We start from the raw sequence: 18128 nt of genomic DNA, 5'->3' as shown, positions 1-18128 counted from the left end.
GAGTAGGGAGTGACCCGTGGGACACCCTCGCAAGGCCCTGCGTACGACGACCGTGGGCGCCGTCTCCGCGACTCTGATCGCCGGTAGCGCCCTCGGACTCGCCCCCGCCGCCCAGGCAGCGAACCCCGTCCGCTTCGTCGACATCGCCGGTGACGGCGGAACCGTCCTCAAGGCGAACGTCGTCACGCCCGCCGGTTCCGACGGCACCCGGCGCTACCCGCTGCTCGTCCTGCCCACGAGCTGGGGCCTCCCCCAGGTCGAGTACCTCGCCCAGGCCCAGAAGCTCGCCAACTCCGGTTACATCGTGGTCAGTTACAACGTCCGGGGCTTCTGGCAGTCGGGCGGGGAGATAGAAGTCGCGGGCCCGCCCGACACCGCCGACGCGTCCAAGGTCATCGACTGGGCGCTCGCCAACACCCCCGCGGACGCACAGCACATCGGCATGGCGGGCGTCTCCTACGGCGCCGGCATCAGCCTGCTCGCCGCCGCGCACGACAAGCGCGTCAAGGCCGTGGCCGCCCTCAGCGGCTGGGCCGACCTGATCGACTCGATCTACTCCGGCCGCACCCAGCACATCGAGGCCGGGGCCGTGCTGGACGGCGCGAGCCTGGTCACCGGCCGCCAGAGCGCCGAGATCCGGCAGATCTTCGACAACTTCTACGCGTCGAACCTGTCGAAGGAACAGGAGATGATCGACTGGGGGAAGAAACGTTCGGCCGTTACCTACGTGGACCAACTGAACGAGTACGGCACGGCGGTCATGATGGCCAACGCGTGGGGCGACACGGTCTTCTCCCCCAACCAGTACGCGGACTTCTACGAGAAGCTGACCGGCCCGAAGAGACTGGAGCTGCGCCCCGGCGACCACGCCACCGCCGAGCTGACCGGCCTGTTCGGCCTTCCCAACGACGTGTGGACCGACACCGGGCGCTGGTTCGACCATTACCTCAAGGGCGCGGACAACGGCATCGACCGTGAGCAGCCGGTCCAGCTCAAGTCCCGGTCCGGGGGCGGCTACGAGGGGTACCCGGACTGGAAGTCGATCGTCGCGACCCGCAAGAAGATCGCTCTCTCGGGCACCACCACGATCCACACCAACGTGGACTCGGGCGCGGACGGCGGGATCGTCTTCCTGTCCAGCATCCTCGACCAGATCGCCCAGGCTCCCCCGGTCGCCTCGATCCCCCTGCTCCCCCGCCGCTGGGCCGCCGTATGGCAGTCGGAGAAGTACCCGACCGCCCAACAGGTGCGCGGCACCGCGAAGTTGCACACCACGGTCACCCCCACCAAGGAGAGCGGCACCCTCGTCGCCTACCTGTACGACGTGGGGCCGCTCGGCCTCGGCAAGCTGGTCTCCAACGCGCCCTTCACCTTCCACGGACAGACGCCCGGGAAGCCGTTCGGCGTCGACCTGCAGCTGTTCTCCACGGCCTACGACGTCCCGGCAGGGCACCGTCTGGCCCTGGTGGTCGACACGGTCGACCCGCTCTACATCGAGCACAACCCGTCCGGCGCTCAGCTGACCTTCTCCTCACCGGCGAACGACCCGTCGTACGTGTCGATTCCGCTGCGCGAGCAGTGATCTCCGGCCGGCGCCGGGCGGGTAGGGCTCTGTGACTGCTGCCCCCTACGGCTGACGGGCCGTGGGGGGACCCCCACCAGGCAGCAGCGTCCCTGGAGGCTCGGTCGCCGTCACCGTGGGGGTGAACGGACCATCGTAGTCGAGGCTCGAAGACATGGCGGTCGCCTCCCTCAGTGCTTGAGGATCTTGGAGAGGAAGTCCCTGGCGCGCTCGCTGTCCGGGTTGGTGAAGAAGTCGTCGGGGGAGCGGTCCTCGACGATGCGGCCGTCGGCCATGAACACCACGCGGTTGGCGGCCGAGCGGGCGAAGCCCATCTCGTGGGTGACGACGACCATGGTCATGCCCTCCCGGGCCAGTTGCTGCATGACCTCCAGCACCTCGTTGATCATCTCCGGGTCGAGGGCCGAGGTGGGCTCGTCGAACAGCAGGGCCTTGGGCTCCATGGCGAGGGCGCGGGCGATGGCCACGCGCTGCTGCTGACCACCGGAGAGCTGGGCCGGGTACTTGTCGGCCTGGTCGGCGAGGCCCACCCGGTCGAGGAGTTGACGGGAGCGCTGGTCGGCCTGGTCCTTCTTGCGTCCGCGGACCCTGACCTGGGCCAGCGAGACGTTCTGCAGGACCGTCTTGTGGGCGAACAGGTTGAAGGACTGGAAGACCATGCCGACCTCGGCACGGAGCTTCGCGAGGGCCTTGCCCTCCTCGGGCAGCGGCTGCCCGTCGAGCGTGATGGAACCGGACTTGATGGTCTCCAGGCGGTTGATCGTCCTGCAGAGCGTGGACTTGCCCGACCCCGAAGGGCCGATGACCACGACCACCTCCCCCTTGCCGACGGTGAGGTTGATGTCCTGCAGGACATGCAGCTCCCCGTAGTACTTGTTGACGTCACGCAGTTCGATCAACGGATCGACGACGGCCATGCCCAGCCCTACTCACTCTCAGCTGTGTCGTGGTTGCCGCAACTTATCGAGGCAAGATCGCACTTGAGGAACGACACGCACTTTTCGGTCATTAGCCGTATTTACGCCGTGCTTACGGCCATGGGTTCACTCCTCGGCGACCTCCGCGTAGAGCTGGGACAACTCGGGCACCCCGCTCGCGGCCCACTCATGACCGGAGGCCACGACGTCGAACTCACGCCCCGACCGCAGCCGGATCACGGGCTGGCCGTCCGAGCGCAGATCCCAGGCCGCCCCGGGGACGGTGCGTACGATGACCGTGCCCAGATAGAGCCCGGCGTCGTTACCGAGCCAGAGCAGGATCTCCTCGTCGTCCCGCCAGCCCGGCACCAGCTGGTCGAGCGCCTCCAACGAGGCCGCCGTGTCGTCCAGTTGGACACCCGAACGGGAGGCGTGGGAGCGCAGGAGCTCGCACTCGGAGAGGAGTTCGGCGATGCCCTCGGGGTCGCGGGTCCCCGGTTTCTCACTCCAGCCGCCCAGAAAAGGGATCTTCATACACCCAGCGTGTCACTCACCCGGCCGCATGCACCACAGGCGCGCGGCCCTGGTTTCCCGAAGGCTTCGCACAGGGTGTCCTGAGACCTAGACGTCCAGATCGACGACCACCGGCGCGTGATCGGAGGCGCCCTTGCCCTTGCGCTCCTCACGGTCGACGTAGGCGTCGGTGACGGCCTTCGCGAAGGACTCGTTGCCGTACACCAGGTCGATGCGCATGCCGCGGTTCTTGGGGAAGCAGAGCTGGCGGTAGTCCCAGTACGTGAACGGGTGGTCGTACTTGAGGGGCCGCGGGACCACGTCCGACAGGCCCGCCTCGCGCAGGGAGGCGAGGGCGGCGCGCTCGGCCGGGGTGACGTGGGTGAGGCCCTCGAAGGCGGCCACGTCGTAGACGTCGTCGTCCGTCGGCGCCACGTTGTAGTCGCCCAGGACCGCGAAGGGCCGGCTGCCCGCCGCGTCACCGGCGACAGCGGCCTTGAGGGCCTCGAACCACTGGAGCTTGTAGGCGTAGTGCGGGTGGTCGACCTCGCGGCCGTTCGGCACATAGACCGACCAGACGCGGGCCGGACCGCAGGTCGCGGAGATGGCGCGGGGCTCCGGGGCGCCGTCGTAGCCGGGGTCGCCGGGCAGGCCCTTGACCACGTCCTCCAGGCCCACCCGGGAGATCACCGCCACGCCGTTCCACCGCCCTGTCGCGTGGACCGCCGCCTCGTAGCCCGCCTCGCGCAGCTGGTCGAACGGGAACTGCTCCTCGGCGACCTTGGCCTCCTGGAGGCACAGCACATCGGTGCCGGTGCTCTCCAGCCAGGCCAGCAGCCTCGGGAGACGAGCGGTGATCGAGTTGACGTTCCAGGTCGCGATGCGCATGCCTCACAACCTACCGGGCGGCACTGACACTCACAGAGCCGTGCTCTCCCCCGGCTTCAGCCGCAGGTGCTCCGCGCCGCCGAGGGCGGCGATCTGATTGTCGTAGATCGGGCGGGCGAGGTCGGTGAGGAGGGCGTCGTGGATGTCGTAGGCGCGCTGGGGCTTGACCTCACGGACGTAGTCGATGACCTCGGAGATCTTGCTCCAGGGGGCCATGACGGGAAGCATCAGCGTCTCCACGGCGTGGTCGGGGACGGTGAGGGCGTCGCCGGGGTGGAAGACCTTGCCGCCGTCGACGAGGTAGCCGACGTTGGTGATGCGTGGGATGTCCGGGTGGATCACCGCGTGCAGTTCGCCGTGGACCTGCACGTCGAACCCGGCGGCCGTGAACGTGTCGCCGTGGCCGACGGTGTGCACACGCCCCGGGAAGGCGGCCGTGATCTTCTCGGCGACCGACCTCAGGGTCCAGATCTCGGCGGCCGGGTTGGCGTCCAGGGCCTTCCGCAGTCGTTCCTCGTTGAAGTGGTCCAGGTGCTCGTGTGTGACCAGGATCGCGTCCGCCCCGAGGGCTGCGTCCTCCTCGCTGAAGGTCCCGGGGTCAAGGACGAGCGTCTGCCCGTCCTTCTCCAGACGGACACAGGCGTGCGACATCTTCGTGAGCTTCATGGGTCCATCCTGCCCCTGGGCGATGTGACCGGCTCACTCGGTGGGGGTGGTCTCCTCGCGGATGACCTGCTGGGCCACCTTGAAGGCGCTGTTGGCCGCCGGGACTCCGCAGTACACGGCCGCCTGGAGCAGCACTTCCTTGATCTCGGAGGGCGTGAGGCCGTTGCGCAGGGCGGCCCGGGTGTGCGAGGCGAGCTCGTCCAGGTGTCCGCCCGCGACCAGCGCGGTCAGGGTGGCGACACTGCGGGAACGGCGGTCGAGCCCGGGCCGGTCCCAGATCTCGCCCCAGGCGTAGCGGGTGAGGAGCTCCTGGAAGTCGGCCGAGAAGTCGTCGGCCTGCGCCAGTACCCGGTCGACGTGCGCGTCGCCGAGCACCTCGCGGCGCACCTTGATGCCGGTGTCGTACGGATCGGCGCGGCCGGCCGACTGAGGGGCCGGGGCGGCCGGGGCGATCTCGGCGATGGGCACCGGGTGCGGTGGCGCGGCGTGCGGTGGCGCGGCCATGAGAGCCGGGTTGACGGGGTTGAGCGGGGCGCCGGGGATCGCGGTCTGGCCGGTGCTGGAGTCGAAGGCGGGCTGCCAGGCGGTGGAGAAGTGTCTGACGAGCAGGTCGGTGACGGCGGCGGGTTGCTCGACCGGCACCAGGTGGGAGGCGCCGGGCACCACGGCGAGCCGGGCGTCCGGGATGCCCGCGACCAGAGTTCGGGCCTCCGCGGGACCGGTGACCTGGTCGTCGGAGCCGACGAGGACCAGGGTCGGCACGCCGACGCTCGCGAGGTCGGCCCGTACGTCGAAGGCGGCCAGCGCCTCGCAGGCCGCGATGTAGCAGCCGGGGTCGGTGGTGCGCACCATCTGCACGGCCCACTCGGTGATCGCGGGCTGGGCGGCGGCGAACCCCGAGGTGAACCAGCGGTCGGGCGAGGTACGGGCGATGGGATCGAGCCCGTTCGTCCGTACGATCACCCCGCGCTGGCGGAACTCGTCGGCCGTGCCGAAGCGGGGCGAGGCGGCGATCAGCGCGAGCGAGGCGAGGCGCTCCGGGTGGCGCAGCGCCAGCTCCATGCCGACCGCACCGCCGAGCGCACAGCCCGCGTAGCCGAAGCGCTGCACCCCGAACCGGTCGAGCGTGGCGAGCAGCCGGTCGGTGAGGTCGCCGACCGAACCCGCCGGGTAGGCGGGCGCGCCGCCGTGCCCCGGCAGGTCGAACCGGAAGACGCGCCACTGCTTGACCAGTTCGGGGACCTGGCGGTCCCACATGTGCCAGGTGGTACCCAGTGAGGGACCGAGGATCAGGACGGGAGCCTCTTCTGGCCCGTCAAAGCGGTATTGCAGGGTGTTCGACGGTGTCTCACTCACGCCTCAGACCCTCTCACGTGTCACGAAATCTCACACAGGCCGGGGGGAACCCGGCGGCTCTTGACCCGCCCGGCGCGACACGTCCGGCACTGCCGGAACGCTCGGGGATCCGGATACGAGTTCTCCGGCGTGCACGCGTGGCCGTGGGGACAGTGCGTCCTCCTGGCCCGCGCGCTGTCCCGGTCCCCCGCGCCGCAGAGCTTCCTTTCTCCGGCACGGCTTCCAGGTGGTCCGGGTTGCGGCAAAGCGTAAGGTGCCGTCCCCGGGGATCGGCATGACGCGCCTGGAAGCCCTCCGGAATCTCACCGACCCGCAACCTGAACACCACACGGTGAACAAGCTGTGACTTTTCCTGGTAGGAGCCACCTTGATCTGGTGAGGGTGGAGAGCCGCCAGGAGGGCGCGACGGGACGGCTGGGCAGCAAAGGGGTCAGCCGAAGAACACCCCGAATTCGTCGTAGAGGGAGGGATCCACCACCTTCGTCCTCGCACCGGCGTCGGGGAGGGGGCCACGGACGATCCGGGTGCCGCGAAGTGCCACCATCGTGCCGAATTCGCCGTCCTTGACGGCATCCACGGCATGCAGACCGAAGCGCGTGGCAAGCCACCGGTCGAAGGCGCTCGGAGTACCGCCGCGCTGGATGTAGCCGAGGACCGTTGTGCGGGCGTCCTTGCCGGTGCGCTTCGAGATCTCCTGGGCCAGCCACTCGCCGATGCCGGACAGCCGTACATGGCCGTACTCGTCCAGCGACCGGTCCTTCAGGATCATCTGGCCCTCTTTGGGTACGGCTCCCTCCGCGACGACGACGATCGGCGCGTAGTTGAACCTGAATCGGCTCTGCACCCACGCACAGACCTGATCGATGTCGAACGGCCGCTCCGGGATGAGGATCGCGTTGGCGCCGCCCGCGACACCGGCGTGCAGGGCGATCCAGCCGGAATGCCGCCCCATCACCTCCACGACCAGGGTCCGCATGTGCGACTCCGCGGTGGTGTGGAGGCGGTCGATGGCTTCGGTCGCGATGCCGACCGCGGTGTCGAAACCGAAGGTGTAGTCGGTGCCCGACACGTCGTTGTCGATGGTCTTCGGTACGCCGACGAGACGGAGTCCCTGCCTGCTCAGCTCACCGGCTGCCCCGAGCGTGTCCTCGCCGCCGATCACGACGAGAGCGTCGACCTCGTGCGCGGCAAGGGTCTCCTGTATGCGCCGCACTCCGTCCTCGTGCTTGAACGGGTTGGTGCGGGAGGAACCGAGGATGGTTCCGCCACGGGGCAGTATTCCCCGCACGCTCGCGATGTCCAGCGGCACGACATCGCCCCGTAGCGCACCGAGCCAGCCGTCGCGCAGGCCCACGAAGTCGAAGGCGTACTCCTGGATGCCCTTGCGGACGACGCTGCGGATCACGGCGTTGAGGCCGGGACAGTCACCGCCGCCGGTCAGTACTCCAACCCGCATGGCTTCTTCCCTTCTCCGCACGACGTGACGTCGCGGCAACGCCTTGCGGCTCTCCCTCCATCGTGAGCGACAGCGACCCAGCGTGCGACTCCTCCCGGGACGTACCGGTGCCGGGCACCGGGCGGCCGGAGATCCGGGTGGGAACGGCGCCGCGAAGGGGTGCGGTGTTGGCCGAGGCCGACCGGCCGGGCTCCCCGTCGGAACGGGACGCGCATTGCGGGCTGGAGAAGACCGTCGCCCTGGCCGACGCCGTGCCGGCGGTCGCCGGGCACTGCCGCCGGCTGGTGGACGCCGGTGTTCCCACGGCCTCGGTCGAGGAGATCGACTTCGGTCCGCTGTCGCGTGCCCGGGAGGACACCGGTCCGCACGACGCGGCGGCGTGGAGAGCGGGGTGAAGACCGTCGCCACATTGCCGTGCCGTAGGGACCGTCCGGCCCATGCGGCTCACGCCCACCGGGCGGAGGGTGGAAGAAGGAACGCACGCGACACGAGGAGGCGGGCGCCATGTGGCACCGGACCGTGAGCGAGCTCATGACCGCATCGGTCGTGAAGGTGCGCCGGGACACCGGATTCAAAGAGATCGCCAAGCTGCTGGCCGAGCACGACATCACCGCCGTACCGGTGGTGGACGACGAGGAACACGCCGTGGGCGTCGTCTCCAAGGCGGACTTGCTGCGCAAGGAGGCAGCCCAGCTGGATCCGGCGGGCCTGCTGCCGGTCCTGCGCCCCGGGCCTGCCGACCGTGCGAAGGCCGAGGCCACCACCGCCGAGGAACTGATGAACAGCCCGGCCGTGACAGCCAGACCGCAGTGGACGGCTGTGGAGGCCGCCCAGGTCATGGAGCGCCACCACATCAAACGGCTGCCGGTGGTCGACGAGGACGACAGGCTGATCGGTCTGGTCAGCAGGGCCGATCTGCTCCGGATTTTCCTGCGGGGCGACAGCGCCATCCGGGAGGAGATCTCGGGAGAGGTGCTCCTGCGCACGCTCGGGATCGCGCCTGGCACGGTCACCGTACGGGTCATCGACGGCCGGGTATCGCTGAAAGGCACCGTCGAGCGCACATCGCTCGTCCCGGTGGTCATACGCCTGTGCCAGGGCGTGGACGGGGTCGTCGATGTCTCCGCGGAGCTGCACCACCGGGTGGACGACGTCTCCGCCGTCGGGGAGCCGGAGGCGTCGCGCCGCGCCGGACTGGCCACATGAGCCGGAGGACGAACACGAGACCAGGCGGCCGGAAGTGCCCGGGGGTCACGTACAACGTGAGCGATGTGATGACCCACGGTCGTGGCCGTCGGACGCGACGCGCCCTTCAAGGAAATCGTGCGCACCACGGAGCAGTGGACGTCGCCCAGCCAGGCCGCGGAGATCATGGGTGTTGTGCGGGTGCTGCGAGGTGACGCGGGGTCCCGGGACGGGTGGAGGGCGGGGGCGGGCGGGACAGTCGGGTCAGAGGTCGGCGGTTGTGCCGAGGCCTGTGAGGGCGCCGACCGGGTCCAGGTCGGGGGTGCCGCGGGGCCACCAGTCGTCGTGGCCCGGTTCGGACTCGTAGGCATACCACAGGCCGTCGCGGCCGAGGCGGAGTTGGATGTGGCCGCGGGGGTGGGTCAGGTGGTTGCGCCAGGGGCGGAAAGCGGGGAGGTCCGCGGCGAGGAGGAGGGGGCGGGCGCGGTCGAAGCGGCCGGCCGGCGGGTCCCAGGGTTCTTCGAGGACGGCCAGTCCTTCGGGCCCGCCCTGCCTCCAGGCGGCGACCGCGCGGGCCAGGTCGGCCGGGGTGCGGTCGGTTGCCGCGGCGAGGGAGGCGTAGAGGGATCGGGTACCGGCGGTGAGGCCGGAACCGGGGCGGGCGGCGGCGAGGCGGACCGCGTCCTGCCACAGGGTGAGTTCGCCGACCGGGTCGCGGCCGGTGCCGAGCAGGGCGTGAGCGCGGGCGGCCGCGTCGGTGGCCAGCTGGTCCAGGGCGAAGGGGTCCGGGCCGCCCGGGGACGCGGGATAGGCCGGGGGCTGCTCCGGGTGCGGAGGGACGGGCAACGGGGCCGGAAGCGGCGGGAGCCGGCGCGGAACAAGCGCTTCGCCGGCCCGTACGCCGGGCAGCGGCGTCGGCTCCTTTCCCTGGGCGGCACGCGCCGCGCGGGCGGCGCTGAGGCGGGACAGGGCGTCTAGCAGCTCGCGTTCGCCCCGGCCGCGCAGCAGGAGCAGGACGAAGGGGTCGGCGTCGAGCAGACGTGCCGTCTGATAGCAGAGGGCGGCGGCGTGTTTGCAGGGGTGACCGCGGTCGGGGCAGCTGCACTGCGGTTCGAGATCGCCGGGGCCGGGAAGCAACGGCACTCCGCACTCGGCCAACGCCTCGGGCATCTCCCTGTCGAGCAGGGCGGCGATGTGTCCGGTCCGGTCGGCGGCGAGGTCCAGGAACCGGTCCCAGTCGGCGTCCCCCAGCGTCCGCAACCGCACCTGCACGCGGTACGGCCGGGCGCGGCTGCCCTGCACATAGGCGAGCACGAGCCCGGGCGTCACGGTGATCGCGTCCACATTCCCCTGCTCGGCATAACCACGGCCCCGCGCCAGCCGCTTGGCGTCCAGCGCGCCCTCCTCCAGCGCGGTGACCCAGGCGTTGCCCCACCAGGTGGCGGCGAACCGGGCGTCCTCGGAAGCGTGGGCAGGAAAGGCGGGGAAGGTGCGACGCAGGTCGTTGTCCCGGTTGGGGGCGGCCATGGAGTGGGGGTGTCGGGGGGAGGTCGGGGTGGCTGCGTCCAGAAGAAAACCGCCTTGCTGCGTAAGGCTGTTGTCCTTGGCCCTCTCCTGGTCCTTCTCCCGGTCCTCGTCCTCGTGCTCCTCCCCGGGCTGGGGCATGTCGTCGGGCATGCGGAACGCGTCGGCCAGCAACTCCCGTACGTCACGCGCCCGGACGCCGGCGGCCGTACTCGGCGTACGGCTCCGGTCCCGGGGCGCGGTCGGGGTGGTCCTGCGCGGCCGACGTGCGAGAGCGGCCTCCGCTTCTGCGGCCTCGGCGTCCGCGCGCCGCTTGCGTGCGGCGCGCAGTGCTTCGCGTGCCGCATCGGCGGGCCGCACCCCGGAACGCCCCGCGGATGCGCCCTCGCCGGCGTCCGCGACCGGAGACGCCGCCTCGGCGACGCGATCCGTTTCCTCACCGCTGGGTTCGACGGAGGCGGTGGGGGCGGCGGGGGCGGCGGCCACGTCGGGTTCCCCGCTCGTGTCATGCCGAGCCGCGACAGCCTCCGGTCGGGGTGCATGGGACTGCGCGGGGTTGACGGGTTCGGAGGAATCACGGTCGGCGCCCGTCTCGGACCGGCCCGTGGCACCGTCCGCGAGCGCGGCACGCCGTGCCGCGGCAGCTTCCCGCAGGGCCGCGCGAGCCGCGTCACCTGGCCGGGGCTCGGCCGGGGCGGGGTCGGTCACGGCGCTCCCGGGCACCGCGCCCTCCTTGTGCTGCCCGCCGGCGGTACCCGACCCATCGGCGTCTGCGTCCCCCCGGAGAACTGCACCCTCCGCCGCCGAACGTTGCGCACCCGTGGCCGCGCTCCCTGCGCCCTGCGCTGCAGTGCCGCTCTCTTCCTGCCCCGAGGGGCTGCCCCCTCTCTCGACGGCAGGGCGCCCGGCGCCCTGCATCACCCGGCCCGCCGCAGAGCTCCCGGGTCCCTCGGTTACGTGCCTCTCCGAACTCTGCGCGCGAGCGCGATCGAGTCCCGTCCCGCTCGTGCCCGGGTCGCCGATCTCCTCAGCCGCGCGGCCCTCCGCCCCCTGCGCGACACCACCACCCGCACTCTGCTCGGCACGGTCCCCGATCCCCCCAGCCGCCGAGCTCCCGGCTTCGGACGCCGCAGAGTTGCCGACCTCCCGCACAGCCGGGCCACCGCCCTCCTCAGCCGCGAAGTGCCCCGCACCCGACGCCGCGGAATCGTCGGCCGCCCCCACCACCGGTTCCCCATCCTCGCTCGTCTCTCCGGCCGCCCGCTCCCGTGCCGCCCGCAGGGCCCGGCGGGCCTCGTCGGCGGGGCCCGGGGTCATGACGGCCTCCGGAGGGAGACCAGGTCGGTCAGTTCGCGGTCGGTGAGTTCCGTGAGGGCGGACTCGCCGGAGCCGAGGATCGCGTCGGCGAGGGCGCGCTTGGATTCGAGCATCTCGGCGATGCGGTCCTCCACGGTGCCCTCGGTGATGAGCCGGTGGACCTGGACGGGCTGGGTCTGGCCGATGCGGTAGGCGCGGTCGGTGGCCTGTTCCTCGACGGCCGGGTTCCACCAGCGGTCGAAGTGGACGACGTGACCGGCTCGGGTGAGGTTGAGGCCGGTGCCCGCCGCCTTCAACGACAGGACGAGCACCGGGATCGCGCCGCTCTGGAAGCGGTCCACCATGCGCTCGCGCTCCGGCACCGGCGTCCCGCCGTGCAGCAGGTCCACCGGGACGGCGCGGGCGGCGAGGTGGGCGGTGATCAGGCGGGCCATCCCCACGTACTGGGTGAAGACGAGGGCCGAACCGTCCTCCGCCAGCAGGGTGTCCAACAGCTCGTCCAGCAGGGCCAGTTTGCCGGAGCGGGCGACCAGGCGCTCGCCGGCCGTCGGCGGGACCTCCTCCTTCAGGTACAGCGCGGGATGGTCGCAGATCTGCTTCAGCGCGCCCAGCAGCTTCAGCACCAGGCCCCTGCGCGCGATGCCCTGCGCCGTCTCGATCGCCAGCAGCGACTCGCGCACCACCGCCTCGTACAGCGAGGCCTGCTCGCGGGTGAGCGGGACGGGGTGGTCGGTCTCGGTCTTGGGCGGCAGCTCGGGCACGATCCCGGGGTCGGACTTCTTGCGGCGCAGCAGGAACGGGCGGACCAGGCGGGCCAGCCTGGTCACCGCCTCCTCGTCCTCGCCGTTCTCCACCGCGCGCGCGTGCCGGGCACGGAAGGACTTGAGCGGGCCGAGGAGTCCGGGGGTGGTCCAGTCGAGCAGGGCCCAGAGCTCCGAGAGGTTGTTCTCGACCGGGGTGCCGGTCAGGGCCACGCGCGCGGGCGTCGGGATCGTGCGCAGGGCTTTGGCGGTGGCCGAGTACGGGTTCTTCACATGCTGGGCCTCGTCCGCCACGACCATGCCCCAGCGCTGTTCGGCCAGCCTCGCCGCAGCCGCCCGCATGGTGCCGTACGTGGTGAGGACGAAGCCGCCGTCGAGGTCGTCAAGACTGCGCTCGGTGCCGTGGAAGCGGCGGACGGGGACGCCCGGCGCGAACCGGGTGATCTCCCGCTGCCAGTTGCCCAGGAGCGAGGCGGGGCAGACGACGAGGGTCGGTTCGCGGCGTGCCCGCCGCAGGTGCAGGGCGATGACGGTGATCGTCTTGCCGAGTCCCATGTCGTCGGCGAGGCAGCCGCCGAGGCCGAGGGAGGTCATGAGGTCCAGCCAGGCCAGGCCCCGGAGTTGGTAGTCGCGGAGGGTGGCGTGCAGACCCGCGGGTGGCTCGGCGGGCCGCACTCCGGTGGTCAGGCGGTCGCGCAGGGCGGCGAGCGCGCCGACCGGCACCGCCTCCACCGTCTCGCCGTCGACCTCCGCACTGCCGCTCAGCGCCACGGAGAGCGCGTCGACCGGGTCGAGCAGGCCCAGTTCGCGTTTGCGGGCCTTGCGGACGAGGGCGGGGTCGACCAGCACCCACTGGTCCCTGAGGCGGACGACGGGGCGGTGGGCCTCGGCCAGCGCGTCCATCTCGGCCTCGCTGAGCGGGTCGCCGCCGATCGCCAACTGCCAGCGGAACTGCAGGAGTTCCTCGCTCTCGAAGAATCCGGTGCCGTCGGTCGCCGAGCCCGGCGCGGGGCGTACGACCGCCGCCGCGGTGAGGTCCTGGGCCAGGTCTCGCGGCCAGTGCACGGCCACTCCGGCCGCCGCGAGCCGGGTCGCGGCCACGCCGAGGAGGTCGCCCAACTCCTCGTCGGACAGGGCCAGTACGTCGGGCACGTCCTGCTCGGAGAGCCGGTCCAGGGGCGGCCAGACGCGCGCCGCGCGCCGCACGGCGAGAGCCGCGTCCACGCGAGCGCGTGGCCCGAAGACGGCGTCGGCGTCCCCCGCCCACAGGGCCGCCGCGTCGGTCACCAGGGTCGGGTCGGCGAGGCTGTGCACCTGGACGATCGCGGCGCCGGCACTGCGCACGCCGTCCGCCTCGGCGTTGAACAGGTTGTACGCCGACAGGTCCAGGCGGAGTGAGATCCGCACGCCCGCGTCCATGCCGGCGGCGACCTCGGCGGCCCAGTCCTGCGCGTGCGGCAGCCGCTGCGGCGCTCGGGCGGCGAAGGGCTTGCCGGAGGCGTAGGGGGCCGCGGGGGTGCGGGGCAGGGTGTCGGCGACCGCGTCCAGGAAGGAGCGCATCAGTGCTTCCGGCTCCGGCAGCCGGAGCGGGCCGGGGCCGGGCAGCGGGACCGCGTGGCCCTCGTGGGGCAGGGCGGCGGCGACCGCGCGCAGGTGGGCGATGTCCTCAGGGTCCAGGGGCCCGGCCCGCCAGGCGTCGTGGCCGGTGACGGTGAGTCCGGGCAGCAGGCGGCCGCGGGCGGTGAGCCGCAGCGCGTGCAGGGCGGCGGCGCCCCAGCAGGCGGTGGCGGGATGGGCGGCGGGGTCGCGCCGGGCCCGGACGAGCAGCGGCAACGCTTCGGCGACAGGGAGCGAGAGGGCGGGGACGGCCCGGCGCCGGACTCCGGCTCCGTGCGGTCGTACGACGGTGAGCTCGGTGCGCTCGGGGGACGGGATGCCGGCGTCGGGGCTCTCGGCCGGGAGGGGGGCGCCCTCGGGGTCCCAGAACGCGATACGGCCCTCGCGGGGAAGGGGCGCGGGCAGGAAGACGGCGACGAGCCGGACGGGGACGGCCGCCGCCCCCTGCTGCTCGCGCCTGGGCTCAGCCCCGCGCTCGGCCACCATGGCCCTGTCGCTCATACGTCCTGTCACCTCCCGCCCACATGTCGGATCAGTCGTCTTCGACTCTACGGGCGGGGTCTGACAATCGGCTCCGGCGACCTGGTCAGGGAACCGTGCGCGAGACGACGTACACCTTCGGGGCGTTCGGGACGGTCAGGTTGACCATGACGTCCTGGGTGGGCGCCGGGTCCTTCTGCGGGTGGGTCAGGCCCCACCAGGACCGGGGGCCGTCGAACTTCCAGCCGCTGACCTTCTGGTCGCGCCCGCTGATGGTGATGTCGTTCTTCTTGAGGTCGGCGCGGCTGACGCCCATGCCGGTGAGGAAGGCGGCGAGGCCCGCGTCGGTCGTCCGGAACTGGACGTAGAGGCGGCTGGTCTTCCAGTTGTTGGTCTCGTAGGAGGCGACCAGGTCGGCGGGGTGCGGCACGGGCACCTGGTAGAGGCGGCGCTGGACCTTGGACGGCCAGTCGGGCGTGAGGCCCGTCGCCGAGTACTTCGCCTCCTTGTCCTTGCCGCTGTCGCGGCTCTGGTTGGCGGAGATCACCAGATAGCCCGCCGGGACGCCGATGAGCAGGCCGATGATGAGCAGCGTGATCGCCCGGCGGCGGTTCCGGTGGCGGCGGTCCTCGGTGGGACGCTCCGGTTCACCGGGGGGCGCCGAGGCCTGGCGCGGCAGGGAGGCCGTCATGCGGTGTCCCGGGACGTACGACGGGCCTCCACGTACCGTTCGTAGCGCTCGTGCCGCTCCACCCGGCGCCGGTTGGCGCGCCGGAAGCGGCGGGCGACCAGGCGGGCGAGGTCGGCGGCGCCGACCATACCGGCCTCGGGGCCGAGCTGGGCGCGGGCGATACGGGCCTCGGGGCGGTAGCCGCGGCCGGTGAGCTGGCGCTTGAACGCGTCCCGCGCGGGGCCGATCAGCAGGTCGTCGGCCGCGCTGACGCCTCCGCCGATGACGAAGCAGGAGGGGTCGAGGGCGGCCGCGAGGTTCGCGATGCCGACACCGAGCCACTGGCCGATGTCCTGGAGCAGCTCGATGCACATCGCGTCGCCCTCGCGGGCCAGCTCGGTGATCATCGGGCCGGTGATGTCGGCGATGTTGCCCTTGACGTGCTCGATGATCCCGTACGCCACCGGGGAGTCGGCGGCGGCCAGCTCCCTGGCCTCCCTGACCAGCGCGTTGCCGGAACTGTACTGCTCCCAGCAGCCGCGGTTGCCGCACGGGCAGCGGTGGCCGCCGGGGACGACCTGCATGTGGCCGAACTCGCCGGCGACACCGTACTTGCCGCGCTTGACCTGGCCGTCCTCCAGGATCGCGCCGCCGATACCGGTGCCGAGCGTGATCATGACGAGGTGGTCCTCGCCGCGGCCCGCGCCGAAGCGCCACTCGGCCCAGGCGGCGGTGTTGGCGTCGTTGTCCACGAGGACGGGGACCGCGAGGCGGCCGGCGATGCGGTCGCGCAGCGGCTCGTTGCGCCAGGACAGGTGGGGGGCGAACAGCACGCGGTTGCGGTCGGCGTCGACCCAGCCGGCCGCGCCGATGCCGACCGCGTGGACGTCGTGGCGGTCGGACAGGTCGAGGACCAGTTCGACGATGGTGTCCTCGACGACCTTGGGGCTCTTGGACTTGTCCGGGGTCTCCGTGCGGACCTTCTCCAGGATGTTGCCGTCGGCGTCGACGACACCCGCCATGACCTTGGTGCCGCCGATGTCGATGCCCACTGTCGGCACGCGGGGTGCGGTCAGGTGTGAGCGGCGTTCCCGCGTGCCGACGGTCCGCAGGGCGGGGGCGCGGCGGGAGCCTATGGGGGCGCTGAAGTTGCCGTAGGTGCTCATCGGCCCCGATTCTGCCGCACGCTCACGCGGGGTGCCGAACGGGGGAGCCGAGGGGCATGCGCGATTCGTTGCCGGGTGCGGGTGCGTGGGGGGCTGAGCGCGCCTTCCCCGCGCCCCTAAGGGCGCACCAGGAGCTGGAATTCGAAGGAGTAGCGCGTTGGGCGGTATGTATGCGTGCCGTACTCGACTGCTCTGCCCGTGTCGTCGAAGGTGACCCGCTGCATGGTGAGCAGGGGGGCGCCCTCCTGTTCCGCCAGGCGGTCCGCCTCATCCACTGTGGCCGCTCTCGCGCCGATCGTCTGGCGGGCGCTGTGGAGGGTGATGCCGGCAGCTCGCATCATGCGGTAGAGGCCCGTGGTCTCCAGTTGCGCGGTGTCCAGGTCGAGGAGGGCCGGCGGGAGGTAGTTGCACAGGTACGCCATCGGCTCGCCGTGGGCCAGGCGCAGGCGTTCGACCTGGTGCACGTCGCTGCCCTCGGCGACGCCGAGCGCGGCGGCGATCTCGGCGGTGGCGGAGACGAACGTGTTGACGAGGACCCTCGTCGCGGGGCGCTGGCCGGCCGCCTCCAGGTCGTCGTAGAGGCTGCTCAGCTCCAGCGGGCGCTTGACCTGGCTGTGCACGACCTGGGTGCCGACTCCACGGCGGCGCACGAGCAGGCCCTTGTCGACGAGCGACTGGATGGCCTGGCGGACGGTGGGCCGGGACAGGCCGAGCCGGGCGGCGAGCTCGATCTCGTTGCCCAGCAGGCTGCCGGGGGTGAGCGTGCCGTGTTCGATCGCGGCCTCCAGCTGCTGGGACAGCTGGAAGTACAACGGCACCGGGCTGCTGCGGTCCACACTGAGCTCGAGCGTCACGGTCGGGTCCACTCCTGGTTTCGGCACGGGCCCGAGCGTAGCTCCGCGCGCTGTTGACGGGAAGTCGTGTAGTCAGATTGTCCGGACATACGCATTGACAGCATGGGGTTCGCGACCACACTTTGTTCACATGCGCATCGGGGTCATAGGGACGGGCCGCATCGGCACCATTCATGCGAACACGCTCAGCCGTCACCGGGAGGTCGGTTCCTTAATCCTCACGGACGCGGACGGCGCACGGGCCCAGGAGCTCGCGCACCGGCTGGGGGAGACCGCTGCCCCCGGCGTCGACGAGATCTTCAAGTGGGGCGTGGACGCTGTGGTGATCACCACCGCGACCTCGGCCCACGCAGAGCTGATCGGCCGGGCGGCGCGCTCGGGACTGCCGGTGTTCTGCGAGAAACCCATCGCACTCGACCTGCCCGGCACGCTGCAGGCCATCGCCGAGGTGGAAACCGCCGGGACGATTCTCCAGATGGGTTTCCAGCGCCGCTTCGACGCGGGCTACACCGGCGCGCGGGAGGCCGTGCGCTCGGGACGGCTCGGACGGCTGCACACCGTGCGGGCGCTCACCTCCGACCAGGCGCCGCCGCCGGCGGAGTGGCTGGCGCTGTCCGGGGGTCTGTACCGGGACACCCTGATCCACGACTTCGACATGCTGCGCTGGGTGACCGGGCACGAGATCGTCGACGTGTACGCGGCCGGGTCCGACGCCGGGCCGCCGATGTTCCGGGCCGCCGGGGACGTCGACACCGCGGCGGCCGTGCTCACCCTCGACGACGGGACCCTCGCGACCGCCACGGCGACACGGCTGAACGGCGCCGGGTACGACGTGCGCATGGAGCTGGCCGGGGAGCTGGACCAGGTCGTGGTGGGCCTGGACGACCGCACGCCCATCGCGTCCACCGAGCCCACGGGGCCGCCGGCGGCGGACAAGCCGTGGACGGGGTTCCTGGAGCGGTTCGGACCGGCGTACGAGGCCGAGCTGGACGCGTTCATCGAGGTGGTCCGGGGCGAGAGGGCGAACCCCTGCGACGGGCGCGAGGCGTTGCAGGCGCTAAGGATCGCCGAGGCGTGCGAGGTGTCCCGGCGCGAGCGCAGGGCCGTACGGCTGGCGGAGCTCCCGGGCGGCACGAGCGCGGCCGGGTTCTGAGCCCGGCCGGCCCGCCCGGCCGC

General features: G+C 71.9%; 15 protein-coding genes. 4 read left to right on the top strand and 11 right to left on the bottom strand.

The genetic code is table 11. The annotated features are described in order from the left end of the window. Positions 1-16: 16 nt before the first annotated feature. The gene (locus tag H293_RS0117050; protein ID WP_020119073.1) at positions 17-1582 is read left to right on the top strand and encodes a CocE/NonD family hydrolase; all 1566 of its coding nucleotides are present in this window, start codon (positions 17-19) and stop codon (positions 1580-1582) included. 170 nt (positions 1583-1752) lie between these two features. Here the strand turns inward: H293_RS0117050 and H293_RS0117045 are convergent, their stop codons facing one another. From H293_RS0117045 to H293_RS0117020, 6 genes are all read right to left on the bottom strand, one after another. After that, positions 1753-2499: an amino acid ABC transporter ATP-binding protein gene (locus H293_RS0117045; RefSeq protein WP_020119072.1), complete on the bottom strand. Its 747-nt coding sequence runs from the start codon at positions 2497-2499 to the stop codon at positions 1753-1755. Positions 2500-2625: 126 nt separating this feature from the next. Continuing rightward, entirely contained in the window at positions 2626-3033 is a 408-nt protein-coding gene (locus H293_RS0117040) for a DUF6278 family protein (protein ID WP_020119071.1), read from the bottom strand. A gap of 87 nt (positions 3034-3120) precedes the next feature. Beyond that, on the bottom strand, positions 3121-3900 hold the full coding sequence (locus H293_RS0117035; RefSeq protein WP_020119070.1) for an exodeoxyribonuclease III: 780 nt from the start codon (positions 3898-3900) through the stop codon (positions 3121-3123). 30 nt (positions 3901-3930) lie between these two features. Beyond that, positions 3931-4566 carry an MBL fold metallo-hydrolase gene (locus tag H293_RS0117030; RefSeq protein ID WP_020119069.1) on the bottom strand — a complete coding sequence of 212 codons (636 nt, stop codon included), beginning with the start codon at positions 4564-4566 and terminating at the stop codon, positions 3931-3933. Between the two features lie 33 nt (positions 4567-4599). Then, a complete protein-coding gene (pcaDC, locus tag H293_RS0117025) occupies positions 4600-5922 on the bottom strand; it encodes a bifunctional 3-oxoadipate enol-lactonase/4-carboxymuconolactone decarboxylase PcaDC (RefSeq protein WP_028807917.1) in 1323 nt (440 codons plus the stop codon). Between the two features lie 430 nt (positions 5923-6352). Next, a complete protein-coding gene (locus H293_RS0117020) occupies positions 6353-7378 on the bottom strand; it encodes a 6-phosphofructokinase (protein ID WP_020119067.1) in 1026 nt (341 codons plus the stop codon). Positions 7379-7440: 62 nt separating this feature from the next. On the opposite strand from H293_RS0117020, the gene H293_RS59185 reads away from it, so the two are divergent. Together H293_RS59185 and H293_RS0117010 are read left to right on the top strand one after the other, a co-directional pair. Continuing rightward, the gene (locus H293_RS59185) at positions 7441-7773 is read left to right on the top strand and encodes a hypothetical protein (RefSeq protein ID WP_199790170.1); all 333 of its coding nucleotides are present in this window, start codon (positions 7441-7443) and stop codon (positions 7771-7773) included. Positions 7774-7882: 109 nt separating this feature from the next. Continuing rightward, the gene (locus tag H293_RS0117010) at positions 7883-8584 is read left to right on the top strand and encodes a CBS domain-containing protein (protein ID WP_020119065.1); all 702 of its coding nucleotides are present in this window, start codon (positions 7883-7885) and stop codon (positions 8582-8584) included. A 243-nt stretch (positions 8585-8827) separates the two neighbouring features. Here the strand turns inward: H293_RS0117010 and H293_RS0117005 are convergent, their stop codons facing one another. From H293_RS0117005 to H293_RS0116985, 5 genes are all read right to left on the bottom strand, one after another. Continuing rightward, a complete protein-coding gene (locus H293_RS0117005; RefSeq protein WP_020119064.1) occupies positions 8828-10810 on the bottom strand; it encodes an SWIM zinc finger family protein in 1983 nt (660 codons plus the stop codon). A gap of 590 nt (positions 10811-11400) precedes the next feature. Beyond that, positions 11401-14283: a DEAD/DEAH box helicase gene (locus H293_RS0117000; RefSeq protein WP_028807916.1), complete on the bottom strand. Its 2883-nt coding sequence runs from the start codon at positions 14281-14283 to the stop codon at positions 11401-11403. Positions 14284-14368: 85 nt separating this feature from the next. Further along, positions 14369-14953, bottom strand: coding sequence for a hypothetical protein (locus H293_RS0116995; protein ID WP_020119062.1), 585 nt, complete (start codon positions 14951-14953; stop codon positions 14369-14371). Then, positions 14950-16098, bottom strand: coding sequence for an ROK family glucokinase (locus tag H293_RS0116990; RefSeq protein WP_020119061.1), 1149 nt, complete (start codon positions 16096-16098; stop codon positions 14950-14952). The genes H293_RS0116995 and H293_RS0116990 overlap by 4 nt, the downstream gene beginning before the upstream one ends. Before the next feature lie 116 nt (positions 16099-16214). After that, positions 16215-16952, bottom strand: coding sequence for a GntR family transcriptional regulator (locus H293_RS0116985; RefSeq protein WP_199790169.1), 738 nt, complete (start codon positions 16950-16952; stop codon positions 16215-16217). 130 nt (positions 16953-17082) lie between these two features. On the opposite strand from H293_RS0116985, the gene H293_RS0116980 reads away from it, so the two are divergent. Next, positions 17083-18105 (top strand): Gfo/Idh/MocA family protein, encoded by a 1023-nt coding sequence (locus H293_RS0116980; RefSeq protein ID WP_020119059.1) that lies wholly within the window; start codon positions 17083-17085, stop codon positions 18103-18105. Positions 18106-18128 lie beyond the last annotated feature (23 nt).

It is taken from the genome of Streptomyces canus 299MFChir4.1 (assembly GCF_000383615.1).
GTDB lineage: Bacteria > Actinomycetota > Actinomycetes > Streptomycetales > Streptomycetaceae > Streptomyces > Streptomyces canus_C.
This window is presented reverse-complemented; position numbering and strand designations above follow the sequence as displayed.